This is a genomic window from Hydrogenophaga sp. PBL-H3, from assembly GCF_010104355.1.
Classification (GTDB): Bacteria; Pseudomonadota; Gammaproteobacteria; order Burkholderiales; family Burkholderiaceae_C; genus Hydrogenophaga.
The window spans coordinates 2,469,776-2,488,600 of the sequence record NZ_CP044972.1; the positions used below are offsets into that span (position 1 = coordinate 2,469,776).

General features: G+C 66.6%; 1 protein-coding gene (running past one end of the window). It reads right to left on the minus strand.

Features of this window, described 5'->3' with window-relative positions:
* Nucleotides 1–18,825, minus strand: partial view of an LEPR-XLL domain-containing protein gene (locus F9Z44_RS11515; protein ID WP_159606254.1) — the 3' portion only. 17,904 nt of this gene lie beyond the right edge of the window; only the last 18,825 of its 36,729 coding nucleotides appear in the window; the start codon falls outside the window, past its right edge; the stop codon is at nt 1–3.

Below are 18,825 nucleotides of genomic sequence, written 5' to 3' on the forward strand. Positions count from 1 at the left end.
TCACAGCAGGTCGACCTCCTCCGTCAGCGGGCTGCTGACCGGAAGTTGCACCCGCAGGTCGGCATTCGGGCCGAGATCGCCCGAACGGCGGCCCAGGTTCTCGACGAAGTCGCGCACCCAGGACGGCACCTTGGACGCCGCCGGTTGGGGCAACGCAAGGCCTTGCGCTGGCGCCCAGTCGATCACTGGCGCAACCGCGGCGCTTGAACCCGGCAGCGGCGGCACACCCAGCGGCAGCTCGCCCAACAGCCATGGCCTTGCTGGCGTGGCTCCCTCCGACGGCACCCGGGTGTTGATGGCTGGCAGCGAGCGTTCACCGGTGGCCAGTCGATCGTCCATCAGGCCGTCTTCGCTGTGCTCCAGGCCCAGGCCGTGACCCAGTTCGTGCGCCAGCACCGACAGCAGATCCATGCGTCGGGCCGCGACCCCGTTCTGTGCCAGTCCATCGGCGCCGAACTCGCTGTCATCCATCGGTGAGTGATCGATGAACCAGCCGTGGCCGGCTGCATCGACATCGATCACGATGACGCCGTCGTCGAAGTAACCGAGCGCGGCGCCGTCCAGGTCTTCAATGCGCACCGTGACCGCGCCCAGCGCGGCGATGGCCGTGGCATCCAGGCCCACGCCCAGGCGTTGCAGCGCCTGCTTCAGCAAGGCCTCGGCCTGGTCTTGAGTGACCGTCGGGCCCGTGCTTCGAACAGCTTCGGATTCGGCCATCAGGAAATCGACCCCGGAGGCCGTGGCGAGTTGCACGGCTTGCCCGACGGCGGCGTCGTTGGTGCGCAAGGTGATGGTGTCGAAGCTGGCGCCCGCCGCGGAGGCGTGCAGGCCAAAGCGTCCGTCCACCGCCACCGCGTTGAAAACATGGCCCAGCAGGGTCTGCCCGTCCAGGGTCACGCTCACAGTCGAGCCCTTGATCGACACACCGAGCTGGTAGTCCACGGTGGACGACAGGCCCGTGCGGGCGATGGAGGCATCGATGGTCCAGCCCGACGCGGTGCGGTGACCGATGACCAGGCGCTGGTTGGCAACGTCCACCGAAGCGAACTTGAAATCGGTGTCGCTGTAGCGGTCAAACACGATGCCGGCGCTGCCGCCGGTGCGCAGTGTGGCGTTCATGTCCAGGATGGCGCTGCCTTGCAGGCGGGTCACATCCACCCAGGTCAGCAGCTGCACCGAGGTCGTGCCGGTGGTGGCTGGCGCGGCGACCAGCCGTCCATTGACCATCGACCAGCTGCCACTGAAGGCACCAGCCGACTTGTCGAGCACACCAGCCACGCCGTCGTTGAAGTCTTCGGTCTTGATGACGGTGGCCACCGGGGGCAAAACCTGCACCGCGATGTTGTCCAGCGCGCCCCGGGCCTTGTTCGAGCCGAAGCCAACCAGACCCCAGTTCAGACCGTAGCTCCAGCCATCGATCACCGTCGCTTCAAAGGTGTGGCTGAAGACACTGGTGTTGTTGACCACCAGCGTGGCGTTCAGGCCGTTGACGGCGAGCGTGAGGTTGTACCAGGTGTCGGCCTTGACGCTGCCGGGGAAGCTGGCCTGCTTGAGCACGATCCAGCCGGCTTCTGTGCGGTGGCCCATCTCCAGTTTGTTGGTCGACATGTTGATGCCGGCGAACTTGAAGTCGGTCGCGCTCTGGTAGTCAAAGATCACGTAGCTGTTGGCGTTCCAGCCCTGGGTCGGCTTCAACGTCTTGATCGAAGCCTGGACCTCGTAGTAAGACGGCAGCGCATCACCCACGTTGAACACCGCCACCGCGTCGGACTTGTTCGACTTGGCGCTCACCTGCAGCGTGCCGCCACTGACTTCCCAGGTGCCGCTGTCGGGCGCCAGCGCCTGCATCTGGCCGTCGTTGAAGGTGGCGCTGCGCAGCACGTCGCGCTTGCCGCCGGGGATGTTGCCCGCCTGCGGATCGGTGGGCGCACCGGTCTGGCTCTGCCACGCAAAGTCTTTCTGGCGGATCAGGCCCAGCTCGCCGGCCGGCTCTCCGTTGCGGAAGGCCTGGCTGGCATCCAGCATCAGGTCGCCAACGCGGGTCGGATCGGCACCGTCGCTCTCGCTGAGCGTGTACAGGAATTCAGCCAGCTGCGGCTGCAGCGTGCGGCTGACCGTGGCCATGCCGAACGGTGCGAATGGCACGATGTAGGCGTTGAACTCGCCCACCCAGTCGATCAGGCGATCGCCGCCGGTGTTGCCGATCAGGATGTCGCGTCCCGCACCGCCGAAAGCACGGTCCTCGAAGCTGGGCTGCGTGTCGGGCGTCTCTGCCGTGGCGGGCTCGTCATCGGCGTTCATGAGGTCGTTGCCGAAGCCGCCATACAGGTTGTCGCGGCCCGTGCCACCCACCAGCCAGTCGTTGCCGGTGTCGCCGAAGATCCTGTCGTTGCCATCGTTGTAGGTGGACAGATAGCTCGTGGCCTGCTGGCCGTTGGTGTTGAGCGTGCCACCCGGTACGAAGATACCTTCGGTGGTGGAGAAGCTCAGGAACCAGGGCAGACCCGTGCCTGTCTTGTTGACCGTGCCATCGGCGTTGAGCTGGATCGCGCGGCGCGGATCGTACTCGTCGTACAGGGCGAACTCGCCCGAGCGGCGGGTGGCGTCGAAATGCCAGCCGTCCGCGTCCTCGGGGTTGTAGCGCAGCACGTCCACCGGGTTGAAGGGGCGCTGGTAGTCGCTGAAGGTCGCCACCAGACGCCCTGTTGCGTCGTACGCCTGTGTGTAGGCCACCCAAAGCGCCTCGCCACCGGAGATCGCGTCGTCGCCCGAGCCGCCGTGCAGCCAGTCGTCGCCCAGGCCACCGAAGATGATGTCGTCGGCGTTGTGCGCGCCGGGGCGGCCCTGATCGTCCACCGTCTTGCGGTCCATGGTGATGAATTCGTCCCACTGCCCGTTGAACGCGGTGTCGAAGGTAAACGGCGTGAGGTTGATGGCTTTCTTCAGCTCGCCACCGACGTTGACCCGCGCCTGCTGGATCGAACCCGGCGTGGCGATCCACTCGTCCATCATGTTGCCGTTGAAGGTGCGGGTGTCGCCGTCGTCCCTCAGGAGAGCGTGCACACCGAACAGCGCTTCGCCATACAGCGTGGCGTTGCGGCTGGTCATGATGCGGCCGTCGTCACCGATCACGCCATCGGCGCCATTGCCGCCGCTGATCCAGTCGTTGCCGTAGCCACCGATCAGGTCATCGTCCTGGCCTTCGCCGTACAACACGTCGTCGCCCTTCTGGCCGTACAGCACGTCGTCGCCCGACTCGCCGTGCAGTTCGTCGGCACCGCCCCGATCTTGGGCCGCTGCCGCGCTGACGTCGATCCCGCCCTCGTGGTAGTCGAGATGGCCAACGGCGCGCACGATGATGCGGTCGTACGTGGTGCTGTCGCTGTCCGCGGCGTTGCCGAAGGTGTCGTGGTTGAAGTTGAGGAAACCGCCCGAGCTGGCCAGGCCGGTCGCGGTGCCCTGCACCCCGTTGACACCGACGATGCGCAGGATGCGGCCGTTGTCACCGGTCAGCGTGTCGGCATCTTGGGCATGGCCGCCCGCACCCAGGTCGCCGTCGTTGATGCGCGCCAGGTCGGTGCCCGCGCCGCCGAACAGCAGGTCGCTGCCGTCTGGACGGTCGGAGGCGAGCGTCAGGCCGAACAGGTCGGAGCTGCCGCCGACGATATCGTCCTGGCCCCGGTTGCCGAAGATCACGTCGTTGCCGCCGTTGCCTTCGATGTAATCGTCACCGTCGAACTTGCCCTCGAAGCTGGCCGTGTACAGCAGCGCCGACTGCGGATTCATGGTGAAGCCGAAGCTGGCCGGATCAAAGGACACCGTGCCCCGGTTGGCACCCACGAGGTGGTAGCCACTGAGGCCGAGGGTCGTGCCGTCGGTTCTGGTCAGGCTGAGCTGGGCAGCGCCCAGGTGCGCCATGTTGCCCACCCCGATGGTGCCGTCGCCCTGGATCACGTCATTGCCCAGCTGGCCGAAGATTTCGTCCTCGCCCGCGCCGCCGGCGATGTAGTCGTTGCCGTAGCGGCCCGCCAGCGTGGTGTCGCTGTGGTCGAGCAGATTGATGCGGTAGGACGCATGCCCCGGATTGACCAGCACGCCATTGACCCAGACACGCTCGGCGTGGCGGGGGTCGTTCATGGCGTTGTCAAACGGATCGTTCGGATTGATGGCGTTGCCGGCATTGCTCACACCGATGAGCACCTGGCCGTCATTGAGGCCCGGCGTGACACCGTAGAGCAAGGTGCCGTCGAGCGCGCGCATGCGAACGTCCAGCGCGTCGGGGCGGTAGCAGATGCTGGCGTTGTCGCCTGCAATGGCGTCGTGCCCGCCGCCGCCGTCGATACGGTCGTTGCCATCCAGCGCACCCGCCACGTTGCTGCCGCCAATGATGATGTCGTCGCCGTCACCGCCGTACAGCGCGTCGTCGCCCTGCTGGCCCATCAGGATGTCGTTGCCACCCTGGCCGAAGATCAGATCGTTCTGGTTGCCGCCCACCTGGGTGTCCAGGGCCTTGTAGTGGAAGTCCCCACCCGACACGTTGCCGTTGGCGTCGCGGAAGCGGAACGGCAGGCAGTCGTTCTCGATCTCTTCGCCAGCGCAGACCTCGCCGTACTCGCCGAACACCAGATCGTCGCCGCCACCGGCAAAAATCACGTCCTCGCCAGAGCCGCCGAAGATCAGGCTGCCCTCGTTGCCCGAGATGATGGTGTCGCCACCATCGGCCGAGGAGTAGAGGGTCTCGATGCAACCCAGCAGCAGCGGGTGCGCGGAGAACGGTGCCAGCGGGTCGTAGCCGTCGAGCGAGGTGATCAGGCCGTTGTCGGCGATCAGGATGGCCGAGCCTTCACCGTCGGTAATCTGGTCGGAGCCCGAGCCGCCGATGACGATGTCGTTGTCGTCGCCCACGAACACGCGGTCGTTGCCGCCCAGGCCGAGGTCTGTGGAGCGGATCGTGTCGATGTCGCGTGCGTCGTCGGCCAGGTCGGTGGTGCTGCGGTAGTCGATGAAGCCCAGGTCGGCCAGCACGAGGTTGTTGCGATCGAGCGCGGCCACCGAGGCCGATGCGGCCACCCACACGCCGCCGGTCTGCACCGCGCCATAGGCAAACACATCGTCGTTGCCCAGACCGGCCAGCACGATGTCGCGCCCCGTGCCGGTGATGATCACGTCGTTGCCGCCCACGGCTGGCGCGATGGTTTCGATGCGGCCCAGCGAGATCGGGTGGCTGTCCAGCCGCGCCACCAGGTCGATGCCACCGTTGTCCTGCGCCGAGCGGATGCGGCCGTGGTCGCCGAAGACGATATTGTTGTCGCCCTGTCCGGCGTCGATCAAGTCAGCGCCGAAGCCGCCCAGAACGATGTCGGAGTCGGCACCACCCAGGATCTGGTCGTTACCGCCCACACCGAAGTCGGTGCTCTCGATGCGGTCGATGTCGTCGGCCTGCCCATCGGCCAGCACGAAGTCGATGAAGCCATGGTCGCCAAAGACCAGGTCGCGGCCCGCCCGGGTCTCGATGCGGTCGGCACCGGCGCCACCGAGCACAAAGTCGCGCCCCGCGCCCGCCGTGATCACGTCGGCGTCGCCGACTGCGGGTGCAATGGTCTCGATGCGGCCCAGCGAAATCGGGTGGCCGTCGAGCGGGTTGACCAGGTCCTCGGAACCACTGTCCCGCGCCGAGCGGATGCGACCGTGGTCGCCGAAGACGATGTTGTTGTCGCCCTCGCCCGCGTCGATCAAGTCAGCGCCGAAGCCGCCCAGAATGATGTCGGAGTCGGCACCACCCAGGATCTGGTCGTTGCCGCCCACACCAAAGTCGGTGCTCTCGATGCGGTCGATGTCATCGGCCTGCCCATCGGCCACCACGAAGTCGATCAGGCCCAGGTCGCCGAAGATCAGGTCGCGGCCAGTCCCGCCGTCCACCGCGTCGGCACCGTTGCCGGCCAGCAGCAGGTCGTGGCCTTCGTTGCCCTCGATCACGTCGTTGCGTCCGTTGGCGGCCTCCACCGTGCCGACGTAGACCACGCCGGCATTGCTCACCAGACGCATGCGCCCGCCATCGGCCTGGCGGATGTCGCCGTGATCGCCGAAGACGATGTCGTCACCCAGGCCGCCGTACAGGCGGTCCTCGCCGGCCAGGATGGTCGAGGTGGTGCGCGCCACGCCAGCCACCGGCACGATGACCGCGTCCGCCGTGAGCAAGGGGCTGGTGTTGACCGTGGGCACGCTCAGCAGCCGCGGCACGATGGCCGCATCGGAGCCGGCGAGCTTGGTCACGGAGATGTCGATGTTGAAGCCCGAGTCTCCATAGACGTGGTCGTTGCCGCGCTCGGCGCGGATGGTGTCGTCGCCCGAACCACCGGCCAGCTGGTCGTCGCCCTGGCTGCCCGTGATGGTGTCATTGCCTCGGCCACCGTAGATGGTCAGGCCCAGCAGGGAGCCGCTGGCATCGATCACGTCGTTGCCGTGCAGGCCGAAGAAGGTGGCATTGCCGGTGAAGAGACCCAGGTCGGGACGCGCGTCGTACCGGCTGCCGTCCTGCGAGGTGTCGCCAAAGACCACCAACGGCGACGCCGCGCCGCCAGCGTTGCCGGTGACCACGATGTGGTCGCCACCGATGACGCCACCGGCCAGCATCGCGTTGCCGCCGCCGTGCACCACCGTGACCACCTTGTCCTGCGCGCCGGGCGTGCCGCGGCTGGTCGCGCTGATGTTGAAGCGGTCGTTGCCCTGGCCCAGCAGGACCTCGGTGATCTCGATGTCGTCAAAGGTGATGCCACCGGGCACGTGGATGATGCCGGTGCCGTCCTGGTTCTCGCTGATGTCCACTGCCAGCGGGCTGGAAGCCGGGCTGGCGTTGCTCACCGGGCGCATGCCCAGACCCGAGAGGTTGATGGCGTTGTCGCTGAGCCGGATGATGTCGGCCAGCTGCGCGATCGTGCCGGCATCCACCGCGGACATCCAGCCGGTGTCGTCGGCGGTGCTGGAGTCGTTGAACACCTGCAGGCGGTCGGCCTGCTGGCCTTCGTCGGTGTTGACGGAGATGTCTTTGGGCGGCGCCGTGCGCTCCGTGGGCAGCATCACAGCCGTCTTGAGCGAGCGGTCCTTGCCGTCGGCCACGTTGCCTTCGATGACCAGCGGACCACCGATCGCACCCACCAGGTGCTGGCGCACGGGCTCGTTGCGCAGGAACTGGTCGGCCGGATCGGCCACATAGTTCACGTCGGCCTCCAGCGCGATCGTGACCTGCTGCCACCAGTTGTCGGCGGTGAAGGTCACGGCGCAGGCCGCGCGCTGGAAGGCATGCGTCACGCCGCTGGCCAGCACCGGCACATCGCCATCCAGCGTGAGCACCAGGGTCGACGACAGCACGACGCCGGTGGTCTCGTCGACCTCGGTGAGCACGCTGTTGACCTTGTAGAGCGTGGTGCCGCCATCCAGCGTGAACAGGGTTCCCACGCGGTAGCCGTCGTCGAGCCAGCTGCGGCCATCGGTCCGGGTGATGGTGTCGCGCGTGACGGGCACGCCGTCGCTGGTCGTGGCGTTGCTGCCCACGGTCACCATGACGTGGACCGGCTGGCCCACGTTGGCCGTCACCAGGCGATCCGTGCCGTTCAGCAGGGCACTGACCACGCGGGTCTGTCCGTCGCCAAACACATTGACCGTCACCGGCGCGGTGGGCGCAGTGACCAGGCGCAGCGTGTAGTCGTCGCCCGCGCCGCCCTTGACCAGGCGCGTGGCGCCGTTCGATTCGGTCACCAGCACACCGGCGCTGTCGTTGTCGAGCACGCGCACGTCCATCTCCACCGCCTGCGCACCGCCAAACACGAGGTCGGTCGAGGTGAAGCGGTGCGTGATGGTCTCGGTCTGCGCGTTCTCTCGGCCGTTCAGCGGCGTGTCGGTGTTGACCGCCTTGACGGTCAGCGTGACCCAGTCGTTCCAGTTGCTGCTGTTGAAGTTCAGGAAGCTGATCTGCTGACCCGCCGCATTGAACACGGCCAGTTGCGTGGCATCGAAGCCCAGGTCGACGCGCACGTCGGCGGTGGGCGCCACCGACAGGCGCACACGGTACACATCGTCGATGGCGCTGTTGCCCACCAGCATGCCGGCGCTGTCGAACACCGGCCCACCTTCCAGCACGGTGGTGCGGTTGTCCACCGCACCGCCTGCGCCCAACTGTTCGATCAGCAACGTGCCCCGGTCGTCGTCCAGCACCTGAACCTCGACGTTGGCGATGGCGATCCCGTTGTAGGACGCTGCGACGGCCCGGGCAGCCGCGTCGGCTGCGGGATCGATGTCCACCCGCAGGCTGTGGCTGATCATGACCTTGCGCTCGCCTTCGATGGCGTCGTCGTGCGCGGCCTTCACCAGCACGCGCTGGGCCACGTCCCAGGTGTCGGCGGTGAAGGTCAGCACGGCCGAGGCCTGCCAGGTGACACCTCCGTCAATGGAGATCAGCACCGATTCCGCCTCGTCGGCGTGCGGTGCGCCGCTGCGCGTGGGCAGGCGGCGGTCGTAGCTGGAGGCACTGGCGGCCGACACCGTCATGTAGGCCACGGTGCTGCCGTGCAGGCCGAGTGGGCGCAGCAGTGACATCCAGTAACCATCCTGGTCACCGCTGTCCTCGGTCACGCGGGTGAAGCCGGGCGAGGTGGCGTCCAGGTCCTGGTTGATGATGACCTTGCCCTGGTTCTGGGTGGCCACCGTCACCGCAATGCCGTCCACCAGCAGCTTGTCGTAGGCGCTGTCGCCGCTGCTCTGGGCGCCGTGGTTCACCACGCCGCTGAGCCCCTCGAGGTTCTGGCTCACCACGTCGCGCGTCACGTCGCCCGTGATGATGAAGCTGTCGCTGCCCAGGCCACCGATCACGGTGGTCACCACGTCGTTGCGTGTGCTCAGGACATAGAAGTAATCGTCACCTTCCAGGCCGTCCACCTCGATCGACTCCTCGACCCCGTCCACCTTGACGTTCAGACCGGCGCCGAAGATGCCCTCGGACGTGATGATGAAGGCATCCGCACGCTCGGTGCCGATCACCACCACGGTGTCAAAACCCAGGCCACCGTTGATGCTGACCGGCGCGTTGATGTTGTATTCGAACTGGTCGTCGTCGTTGCCACCCTCGGCAATGATGTCGTCCTCGGCAATGAAGGCCCTGATGACGAACACATCGTTGCCCGACTCGCCCTCCATGCGCAGCACCGCCTTGTTGCTGTAGACGTTGAAGGTGTCGCCGCCCTCGCCGCCAAACGCAGTGAGCGCATGTGTGATGCCCTGGCTGAGCCAGCCGCGGGTGATCTGCAGCAGCTCGATGTCGTCGCCATCGGCGGTGAGATCGATGTTCTGCGTGTCGGTGGCCACCTCGCGCGCATCGACCGCGCCGTTGGCGTAGACGTGCCCGTTGGGGTTGCTGCCGAACACCTGGCCGATCTGGAACAGGTCCTTGCCCAGGCCACCGTCCAGCGTGGTGATGGCGCTGTTGTCGTCCACGTAGAACGCGTCGTCACCGGCGCCACCACTGACCAGCAGACGGCCATTGATGCTGCCGTCGTAGTTGATGCGCTGCACCGACGGGCCAAACGCCCCGCCGCCCACGGGCGTGAGGTGGGCCACAAAATTCTGGCGCAGCAGGAACACGTCGTTGCGTGCCGGATCGGTGCTGCCCTGCTGGGGGTGGTCCCAGTCGAAGGCACCGGTGCCCACCACGTTCAGGGCATGGATGCGCAGCGTGTCGGCGCCATCGGCAGGCCCGCCGCTGTCCTTCACGTTCACCAGGTAAGCCGCGCCAGCGTCGGACACGTTGACCACGTAGTGATCGGTGCCACCCCGGCCGTCGAGGTCGATCGTGTCGAGCACGGCCGCCAGTCCCGACACCGGGTCGTGGTCCGGGCGATCGTGTGTGCTGGCCAGCGTCGGCAGGTGGTCGAGCACGAACAAGTCGGTGTCGCGCGCTGCACCGTCCAGGTTGCCCAGCACCTGCACGTGGCCGCTGAGCGCCTGCGGGTTGAAGTAGAAGAAGTCGTCGTCGGCCGCACCGGTCACCAGCAGACGGGTGGTGGCCACGCTGCCCAGGAGGTCCAGGCGTGCGCCGGTGTTGAAGGCGTTGCCGTTGGCGTCCGAGCCAGCCGCGTTGTCGGCGTCGCCGTGGTCGATGCGCAGCACCACGGTGTCGTTCACATCGGTCACGCCGTCGGCGTCGGTGGTGACGATCGAGCCGGCACCGATCAGCATGTCGTCGCCGGCCAGCAGGGTCACGCGGGTTGCGCCCTTGATGTCGGCAGCGTTCTCCAGGATCAGGTCTTCGTCGGCGTTGCTGCCGTCGTTGCCGGCTGAGGTGATGCCCGGGCCACTGGCGATCCAGGGCAGCAGCGTCATGGCCGCCGAGTCGATGGCGTGCAGCTCGACCGTGGCGTGGGTGGACTCCACGTCCTCCCGCACCCGCATGAAGCCGGTGCTGGTCACGCGGATGTCGTTGCGGGCACGCAAGCCGTTGAGCAAGGCGTTGAACGATGCGGGCGCGCCGACCAGGCCGATGATGCCGAGCACGACACCGGACTCGTCGTCGATGAAGATGCCGCCAGCGGTGCTGCTGCCTTCCAGGAAGGCGACATCCACCTCCAGTTCGTTGGCATCGCGGCCGATGTCGCCCTGCGAGATCAACTGCGCCGTGCGGGCCTGGATCTCCAGGTCGCTGTCGCCGTTGTCCAGGATGGCGCCCAGGCGCGACACCACCACCACGTTGGTGCTGGTGCGCAGGTGGGACAGGAGGATGTCCCGCGCGGAACGCACATCGATGTTGCCGTCGGTGGCGTCCACATACGAGCGGTCGGCCATGGTGATGCCGCCGGTGCCGTTGAAGTCTTCATCGGCGCTCAAGGTGACCAGGCTGGCGCCTGTTTCGGTGTCGATGTAACCGCGCTCGGTGAAGAAGATGCTGCGGTTGGCCAGCAGTGACACGGCTCCCCCGCCGCTGGTGATGCCGGCGTTGACGGTGATGTCCTGGCTGGCCTTCAGCCACACGGGTCCATCTTCGGTGTCGATCGCCTCGTTCACGGTGAGCGTGCCCAGCACCTCCAGGTGCACCGTGTTCCGGGCCTGGATGCCCGCCAGCGTGCTGATGTCGCCGACCACCAGATCACCGGTGTTGCGCAGCCAGATGCCACCGCTGGTCACCTGGGCCTCAAGGCGGGCGATGCGGGTGTCGAAGAGATTGTCATGACTGCCCACATCATCGCCAGCCACCAGGATCGCACCGGTTGCAACGATGTTGGCGAGATCGTCGTCGCGCCGGTCCACGATGGAGCCGGTGGCGCGGATGGTCACCAGTCCGTCGCCCAGCGAAGTGGCGGGATCGGCTGTTTCGTTGCCCAGCGCGGTGATCAGGCCGATGTTGGCCTGACCGGCCACGGTCAGGGTCACGTTGCCGTCGCGCGAGGTGTACTCGCCCACGTTGAGGTCGATCACGCTGTTGACGAAGCTGTCGCGCGCCACGTCGCCATTCAGGTCGGCCTGCAGGATCTGGACGTCGACGAAGTTGGTGGCGGTGCCGACGTTGCCGGTCGCTGTGTAGAGGAACACATCCGCCGCAGCGTTCTCGGTGTAGACGTTGACCACGGTGTCGGCCGCGTCGTCGTAGAAGTCCAGGATGTCGCTCTGGGCACGCAGTTCGACGGCATCACCCGCCTCCACCCGGCCCAGGTACAGGTCACCCTCCTTCACCTCGATCTCGGCCACGCCACCCGCATCGATGCGGAACGCGATCAGGTCGTTGATGTCCAGGCGGCTGACGCCCAGCACGGCCGTGTCGAAATCGCTGACCTCGATGTCCGCTGCCACTTGCACCAGGCGCAGGTTGCCGCGCACATCGACGTTGAGCAGGCTGTCGGGCGCAATCTGCAGGCGCAGCGCCGTGTCGCTGGCCAGCCCTTCGATGGATGTGCCCGCGATCATGGCCAGGTCACCAAAGACACTGATGGCCGCCTTCTCGGCGGTGTCGCCACTGTCGAACAGGCTGCCGCCCGCCCGGATGCGCAGGTCGCCGTCGACCAGGATGTGGTCGATCTTGAAATCGCCGGTGGTGTCGATCACCACGGCGGCACCAGCGTCCACCGAGAGGTTGCCCGACGCCTCGATGTCCACGTCGTCGAACAGCTGCAGGGTCAGCACATCGATGTGGCGTTTGTCCTGCACGATCTGGTTCGCACTCAGGGTCTTGAGACCCACGTCGTCGGTGGCGTGGTTCGCCGTCAACTCCGTCCAGCGGCCACCCGCCTGGAAGCTTTCCGTGGCCAGGTTCAGCGTGACCGCCGTTCCCTGGTCGTCACCGCCGTTGAAGGTGTAGAGGCCGTACTCGCCCGCCGAGTACTGCACCAGCACCCGCTGGCCGCGCGTCAGCGTCACGGTGTCGGCCGTGGTGCGGTCCAGTCGGGACACCACATCGGCCGTGATGCGCACCCAGTCGCTGGTGTTGAAGTTGAAGCCGCTGTCGCCCAGGTTCACGCCGGTCGCGCCTGCGCCCACGTAGCGGTAGGTCGCGTACTGCGCACCGATCACGTCATCCGCCGTGGCATTGGCCAGGGTCGACTTTTCAGCGTCGCTCAGATCAGACCAGTTGCCTGAGAGGTCAATCGACTGGCGCCCCGAGGCGCGGCCCACGCCGCCGTCCAGGCCACCGGCCACCAGCGTCACGTTGACACCGACGATGTTCGGGTCCTCGTCGGCGTTGATGGCGGGCGTCTGCCCGAGGAATTCGGTCTGCGGGAACAGGTAACGCATCAGGCCTGGGGACACCGCGAAACTGGCGGCGTCGAGCGAGAACAGACCCGCGTCGAGATCGAGCTTCATCTGCTCTGAAAGCATGTCGCGCGTCAGCGTGGTGCCGGCCTCGCCCGGTCGGAACAGCTCGACCATGCCGTCCAGGATGGTGCCGTTGCCGGTCTGCAGGTGCACGTTGCCACCCGTGGAGGCCACCGAAGCGGTGCTGGTCCAGCTCACGGCCTTGACCAGCTTGAGGTTGCCGGCGTTGCGCGCGGCGTTGTCCTCGGTGATGAAAATGTCGCCCTGCGCGCGCGCCGACAGGCCACCGGTGGCGGCCACGCCGTCGATGTCGCTGTTCACGCGCAGCATCAGCGTGCTGCTGCCGATGTACCCGTCGGCGGCATCGAGCTCCACGTGTTCGCCGGTGATCTGCGCCGCGGCCGAGGCCGCGTAGATGCCGTTGCGGGCATTGACCAGCACGTCGCCCTTGCTGGAATTGATTTCCGCGATCTTGAAGCGGCTGCTGATGTTGTTCAGCGACACCGCGTTGACCGTGATGTCACCACCCGCGGTGGCGATCAGGCCCTTGTCGGCCACCTTGAGCCAGTTGCGCTGGTCGCTCAGGTCCTGCTGGCTCATGAGCAGCGTCACGGCGTTGCGGCCCACCTGCACGGTGGTGCCATTGCTCTGCAGCACCGCGCCGTTGCCGGTGAACTGGTAGAGCCCGTCGGCGCGTTCGACGAAGTCGCCGCGCCGCAGGGTGAGCTCGTTCATGCCCTGCTTGTGCGGCGTGTCCACCGGCAGCTTGTTGCCTTCGATGTTGAGCCGGATGATGTCCTCGACGCCCTGGCCGGCGTGCACCTCGGGTGTTGCGCCGTAAATGGCAATGCCTTCTGCGCCGATGATCGATCCGGTGAAGGAGCGCAGGTTGATCGCACCATGCACCGGCGACTCGATGTCGCCGTTGAGGTACAGGTTGCCCTGGGTCTGGACGTTGATGTAGGGCGAGGTCGGGCCCTGCAGGAAGTCCAGGCTGATCGGGTAATCCGCCTTGAGCGTGTGGGTGTAGATGTCCTTGAGGCCGGCGATCTCGGTGATCTCGGTGTGCACAGTCTTGTAGCGCAACCAGCCGCCACCCTCGGTCCACACCTCGGCATCGACCGAGTAGTTGATGTAGCCCTGGTAATACTGGTTGAGCGTGCGGTTGAGGACGGCGATGTCGTCCTCGTCGTTCGAGTCACCCAGCTGGATCTGCGCCAGCTCGGCCTCGGTCAGCGGCGCCCACAGGTTGGTGTCGGTGTAGGTCTGCGTGGGCAGGTACAGCAGCGCGTTCTCGCCGATGTACTTGTACCAGGTGCCTCCCGTGCCGTAGCGGATGTCGCCACCCACGAACACCTTGGTCACGTTCTTCGTTGCGTCAAGCTCGCCTTCGCTCACCTGCACGTAGCGGATGGTGTAAGCGCTCTCGTCGGCATACGCCGGCAGGCCACTCGTTCCTTCGAGCTCAAGCGTCTCGGATTCCAGCAACGGCTGCTTGTCGGTGTAGAAGGTGTCGCGGCTGACCCAGCTGGTGTCGCCCACCAGCCAGTCGGCCAGCGCGTTGTCGCCGAGCAGGTTGAAGCTCTTCTGCTCGTACTTGGTGATGATCGTGCGCTGCAGCGACTGGCCTTCCGACCAGACGTAGTGCAGGCCCTCGCGGGGCATGTAGGTCGCCTCGATGCCGGCGCCCACGGTCCCTTCGTTGACGGTGGGCAGTGCCGTGTACACGATGGCCGAGACCACCCCGTCGGCACTGACCGGCTGCGTGGCCACGACGCCCTGGTAGGGCGTGTGCACCACCCGGCCGGCCGACACCTCGTACACATCCTTGGTCAGGCGGGCCGTGTCGACGATGGTGATCTTGCCCTTGCGGTCGGTCGTGGTGTCGATGCGGTCCAGGATCAGGTCGTAGCCGCTGCGGTTGTTGATCAGCACATTGGTGTAGCCGTTGGCCACGCGCAGCATGCCGTGGCCCGTGCTCAGGATCTGGCCCGCCACCACGATCTCGCCACCCTGCGGCGAAATCTCTTCCAGCACGATGGCCCGGCGGCTGGCGTCGAAGTAGCCGTCCACCGGCACGTCGCCGCCGAAGTGGATGCCCGGCAGCACGATGCCGTCGTCGTCGGTGAAGTTGACCGTGCGGTTGCCCGGGTTGAAGCCGGCATCGATGTCCAGCTCGATCGTGTCAACGCCGCTCTGCACCAGCCCGTTGATGTTGAGGAAACGCGCGGTGATGGTGATCTTGCCCTGCGCGAGGATGCGCGAGTTGTCGGCGTTGATGGCGGCGGTCAGGCCCGGCACGGCCGACGACGGGATATCGGGCGTGGCCGTGGCGTTGTCGTAGTCGGTTGACAGGCCGCTGAGGTTGAAGCCCAGGGAGGCCAGGAGATCGGCCAGCGCGTTGATGCCCGCCGATTGCTGGGCCAGGGCGCGCATGGCGTCGTAGTTGATGTACTGGCGGGGGTCCTTGTTGGTGTGGAACCAGCCCTCGCTGTTGAGCGAGAAATCGCGGAAGGCGGTGATCGACACCGTTTCGGCGCGCAGCGTGCCCGAGACGATGATGCTGCCCTCGAAGTTGGTCACCACCAGGCCACCGTTTTCGTTGATCACGTCACCGGCCAGGTACATGTCCTGGTCCAGGCCGCCCAGCGCGCGCGCCAGGTTGGCGTCGAAGCCGTAGGCCGCGATCGGGAACGCGTCCTGCACGATGCGGATCTGCGGCGGGGTCGTGTCCTGGTTGTTGGTCAGCTTGTAGGTGTTGAGCCAGGCGTTGCCGGGCTCGAACACCGTGTACACGCCATCAACCACCTGCACCCGCTTGTTGTCGCGGATGATCGCGTCGCCGAAGACGGTGGTGAACGGGGTGGCGTTGAAGACATCGATCGACGCCCCGGAGCGCGCGATCAGCCGCCCGGTATCCACCAGGTCCTGGTAGACATCCCTGGCCAGCACTTCTTCGGCATCGTCGAGCGCATCGCGCTCGATGTAGATAGAGCCCGGCGCGGCGTAGATGTCGGGGATGTTGAGGAACAGCGAATCGAGTTCGCGCTGGACCACGCGCGTGCCCACCGTGGTGGTGCTGAGGATGTCTCCGGCCTGGGCCGTGGTACCGCCGAGCAAGGTCCAGCGGCTGGTGTCGCTGAAATCTTCGGAGGTGAGCACGTAGCCGGCGGCCATGGTGGTGTGCTGGTAGCGTTTCGCGCCAGCCACGTCGAACACCACGGCATTGGTGGCCACCGGGGTGATGTAGTCGGCCAGACCCAGCTTTTCCAGCGTCTCGTCGATCGCATCGAGCTGCACCTGGTAGCGTGCCAGCGCCTCCGCGTCACCACGGTGGTTGGTGATCCACGACACCAGTTCCTCGCGCTGACTCAGCAGCAGGTTGCCCACGTTGGCGTAGGTCACTGTGGGCTTGGCCAGCTCCACTGGCTTGATCACATAGAACTTGCCCTGGGCCGATTCGCGCAAGGCGGCGGTGGCGTCGCTGCCATAGGTGCGGTTGAGTTCGTCGCTGGACAGCGCGCGGGTGATCTTTTCCCAGCGCAACGTGTCGGCGTAGTTCTCGTTCTCCAGCACGATGTCGATGCCATCGGCACCCACCGCCGGACGGAAGCGGTAATAGGCACCGACCTCGCCGCCCTGGTTGGCTCCCGCGGCCACCTGGATGAAGCTGCTCTGGGTCAGGCGGAAGGCGATCTCGCTGACGTCCAGCCACGCGTACTCGTACTTCAGGCCGGCCGGCAGCGCCGGGGTGAGCAGCGCCAGTTCGGCGTCGCTCAGGCGCCGGCCCACACCGGCCACGTCGCTGGTGCTGTTCAGGCGCGCGATGATCGGGTTGCCCAGCAAGTCGGTGCGCTCCAGGCCGTTGATCGTGACCGGCAACGCGCGCACCACCGTCTTGTTGTTCAGGCCGGCTTCGATCAGCGCGGTCGCGTCGATGTTGACCTCGTTGACGCTGCGGTCGTCGGCGCCATCGGGCACCGGGAAGCCGAAGGGAATCAATGACAGCGACAGGGCCAGACCACTGGTGTCGGCCCGCACCTGGCCAATGCCCTTGTTGGCCGACAGGATCACGTCCTGCAGTGTCTGGATGCGGGTGGTGCCGCGCACATTGACCTGGTTGGTCTCGTTGATGTCGGCATCGACGATCGGCACGACGATCGACGGGAACAGCGAGATCGTGAGGATCTCGGCGTTGGCCGAGGTGAACAGCTGGTTGGAGATGCCGTCTGTGTTGCGCCCGGCGGTGAGGTTGACATCGCTGGCCTTGATCGTGCTGTCGGTCACCGTCACGCGGTTGTCGGCGGTGTTGATGCTGGTCACGTTCACGCCCACCGCGCTGGCAAAGGCCGAGCCCACGAACAGGTTGGCGCTGGGCCGCACCTGGACGTTGCTGCTGGTGGCCATCACCACGTCGCCGGTCTTGTTCTCGATCGTCGCGCCGGTGACGTTCACCTCGGCGTCGCCGTCGAAGCGGATCTCCGACAGGCCGATGGCCAGCGAGAAGCCCGTGACGCTTTCCAGGCGCAGCTTGTCGAAGGCTGCGCCGGTGTTGGCCGCCTCGATCTCGATCTGCCCGCGCTGGTCGTTGCTGCCCAGGGCCGTGAGGGACGTGCCGGCGCCGATGTCGATCACCGCATCCGAGTTGAGGATGGTGCTGCTCTTGAGGATGGTCAGGCCGAAGGCACCGGCCGAGCCTGAGTTGAGGTTGTAGTCGCCGTCGTCCAGGGCGGGTTTCTGGAAGGCGTTGACCGCCTTGATGAAGATCGAGTCCGCCGTGAGGTTGGTGGCGGCGCCACTGCCCACGCCGATGTCGATATCGGCCCGGGTGTTCATGGTGTTGGTGATGGCCGCACCGGCGCCGAACGCCAGGCCGAAGGAAATCGCATCGGCGGTGGCGTTGAAGGTCTGGCCATGGGTGGAGGTGACCACCAGGCTGCCGCTGGTGATGGCCACGTTCTCGCCGATCCGCGCCAGCGACACGGTGTCGTTGGTGATGGTCGTGTCGGCGCCGGCACCGGCGATCAGGCCGCCGGCGGCGGCCTGCGAATGGCTGGTCAGGATGTTGCTGGCGGCAGAGCCGATGGTCACACCGCCCGCCTCGATGCGGGTGTGGTCGCCCACGCCGGCGCTCACGTCCACCGCGTGGTCACCGCCGATGCGCACCGCCGACACCATGGCGCCTGCGGCAATGGCACCGAACGCGCCGCCCACGGCCGATGCATCGGCCTGGTTGACCCCGCTGGCCGAGATGACCAGGTCATTGGCCACGCTCACGTTGGCCTGGCCGACCAGGGCCGAGGCGCTGGTGGACACCTTGGCTTCAGCCAGGTTGACGGCCACCCCCAGCAGCGAGGCCGCCACACCCACCGTCTTGGTCCGGTCGATGTCGGCATCGGCCAGCGCAGACACGCTGAGATTGTCGGCCCAGAGGTCCAGGCGGTCGGTGCTGCTGGCACCCATCACGCTGGCCGAGACATCGCTGGTGATCGCGTTGAGCACGTCCGACACGCCGATGGCGGCGCCCAGGCCGATGGCCAGCGTCACGTTGGTGGCGTCGCCCTCCAGGTAGGCATGGTCGGCCGCCGACACTTCCACATCGCCCAGCGCCATCACGTTCATGCCACCCGTCATCGACGCCACCACCGTGTTGTCGATGGTGTTGTCCATGCGCAGGCCGCCGCCGCTGACCGCCACCAGACCGATCGAGACCGACACGGTGACCGCCTCGACATCGGCGATGCGCGCCGTGGCGTCGGCATCCACCGTGATGTCGCCGGTGGCCAGCACGATGTGTTCGGCGTCCCCCTCGATCCAGGCTCGCACGTCGTTGGCAATCGTGTTCTCGGCCAGCGAGACCGCGACCGACAAGCCCACCAGGCTGCCCGAGAGCGCCACGCCCACGGCCGCCGAGCGCGCCATCTCGCTGTCCGACGTGGCCAGGACGTCGATGTTGCCGGTCGCCACCAGTTCGCTGTCGATGACCGAAGCGTGCGTGTCGGTACCGAAGGTGTTCCGTATCTGCACACCGGC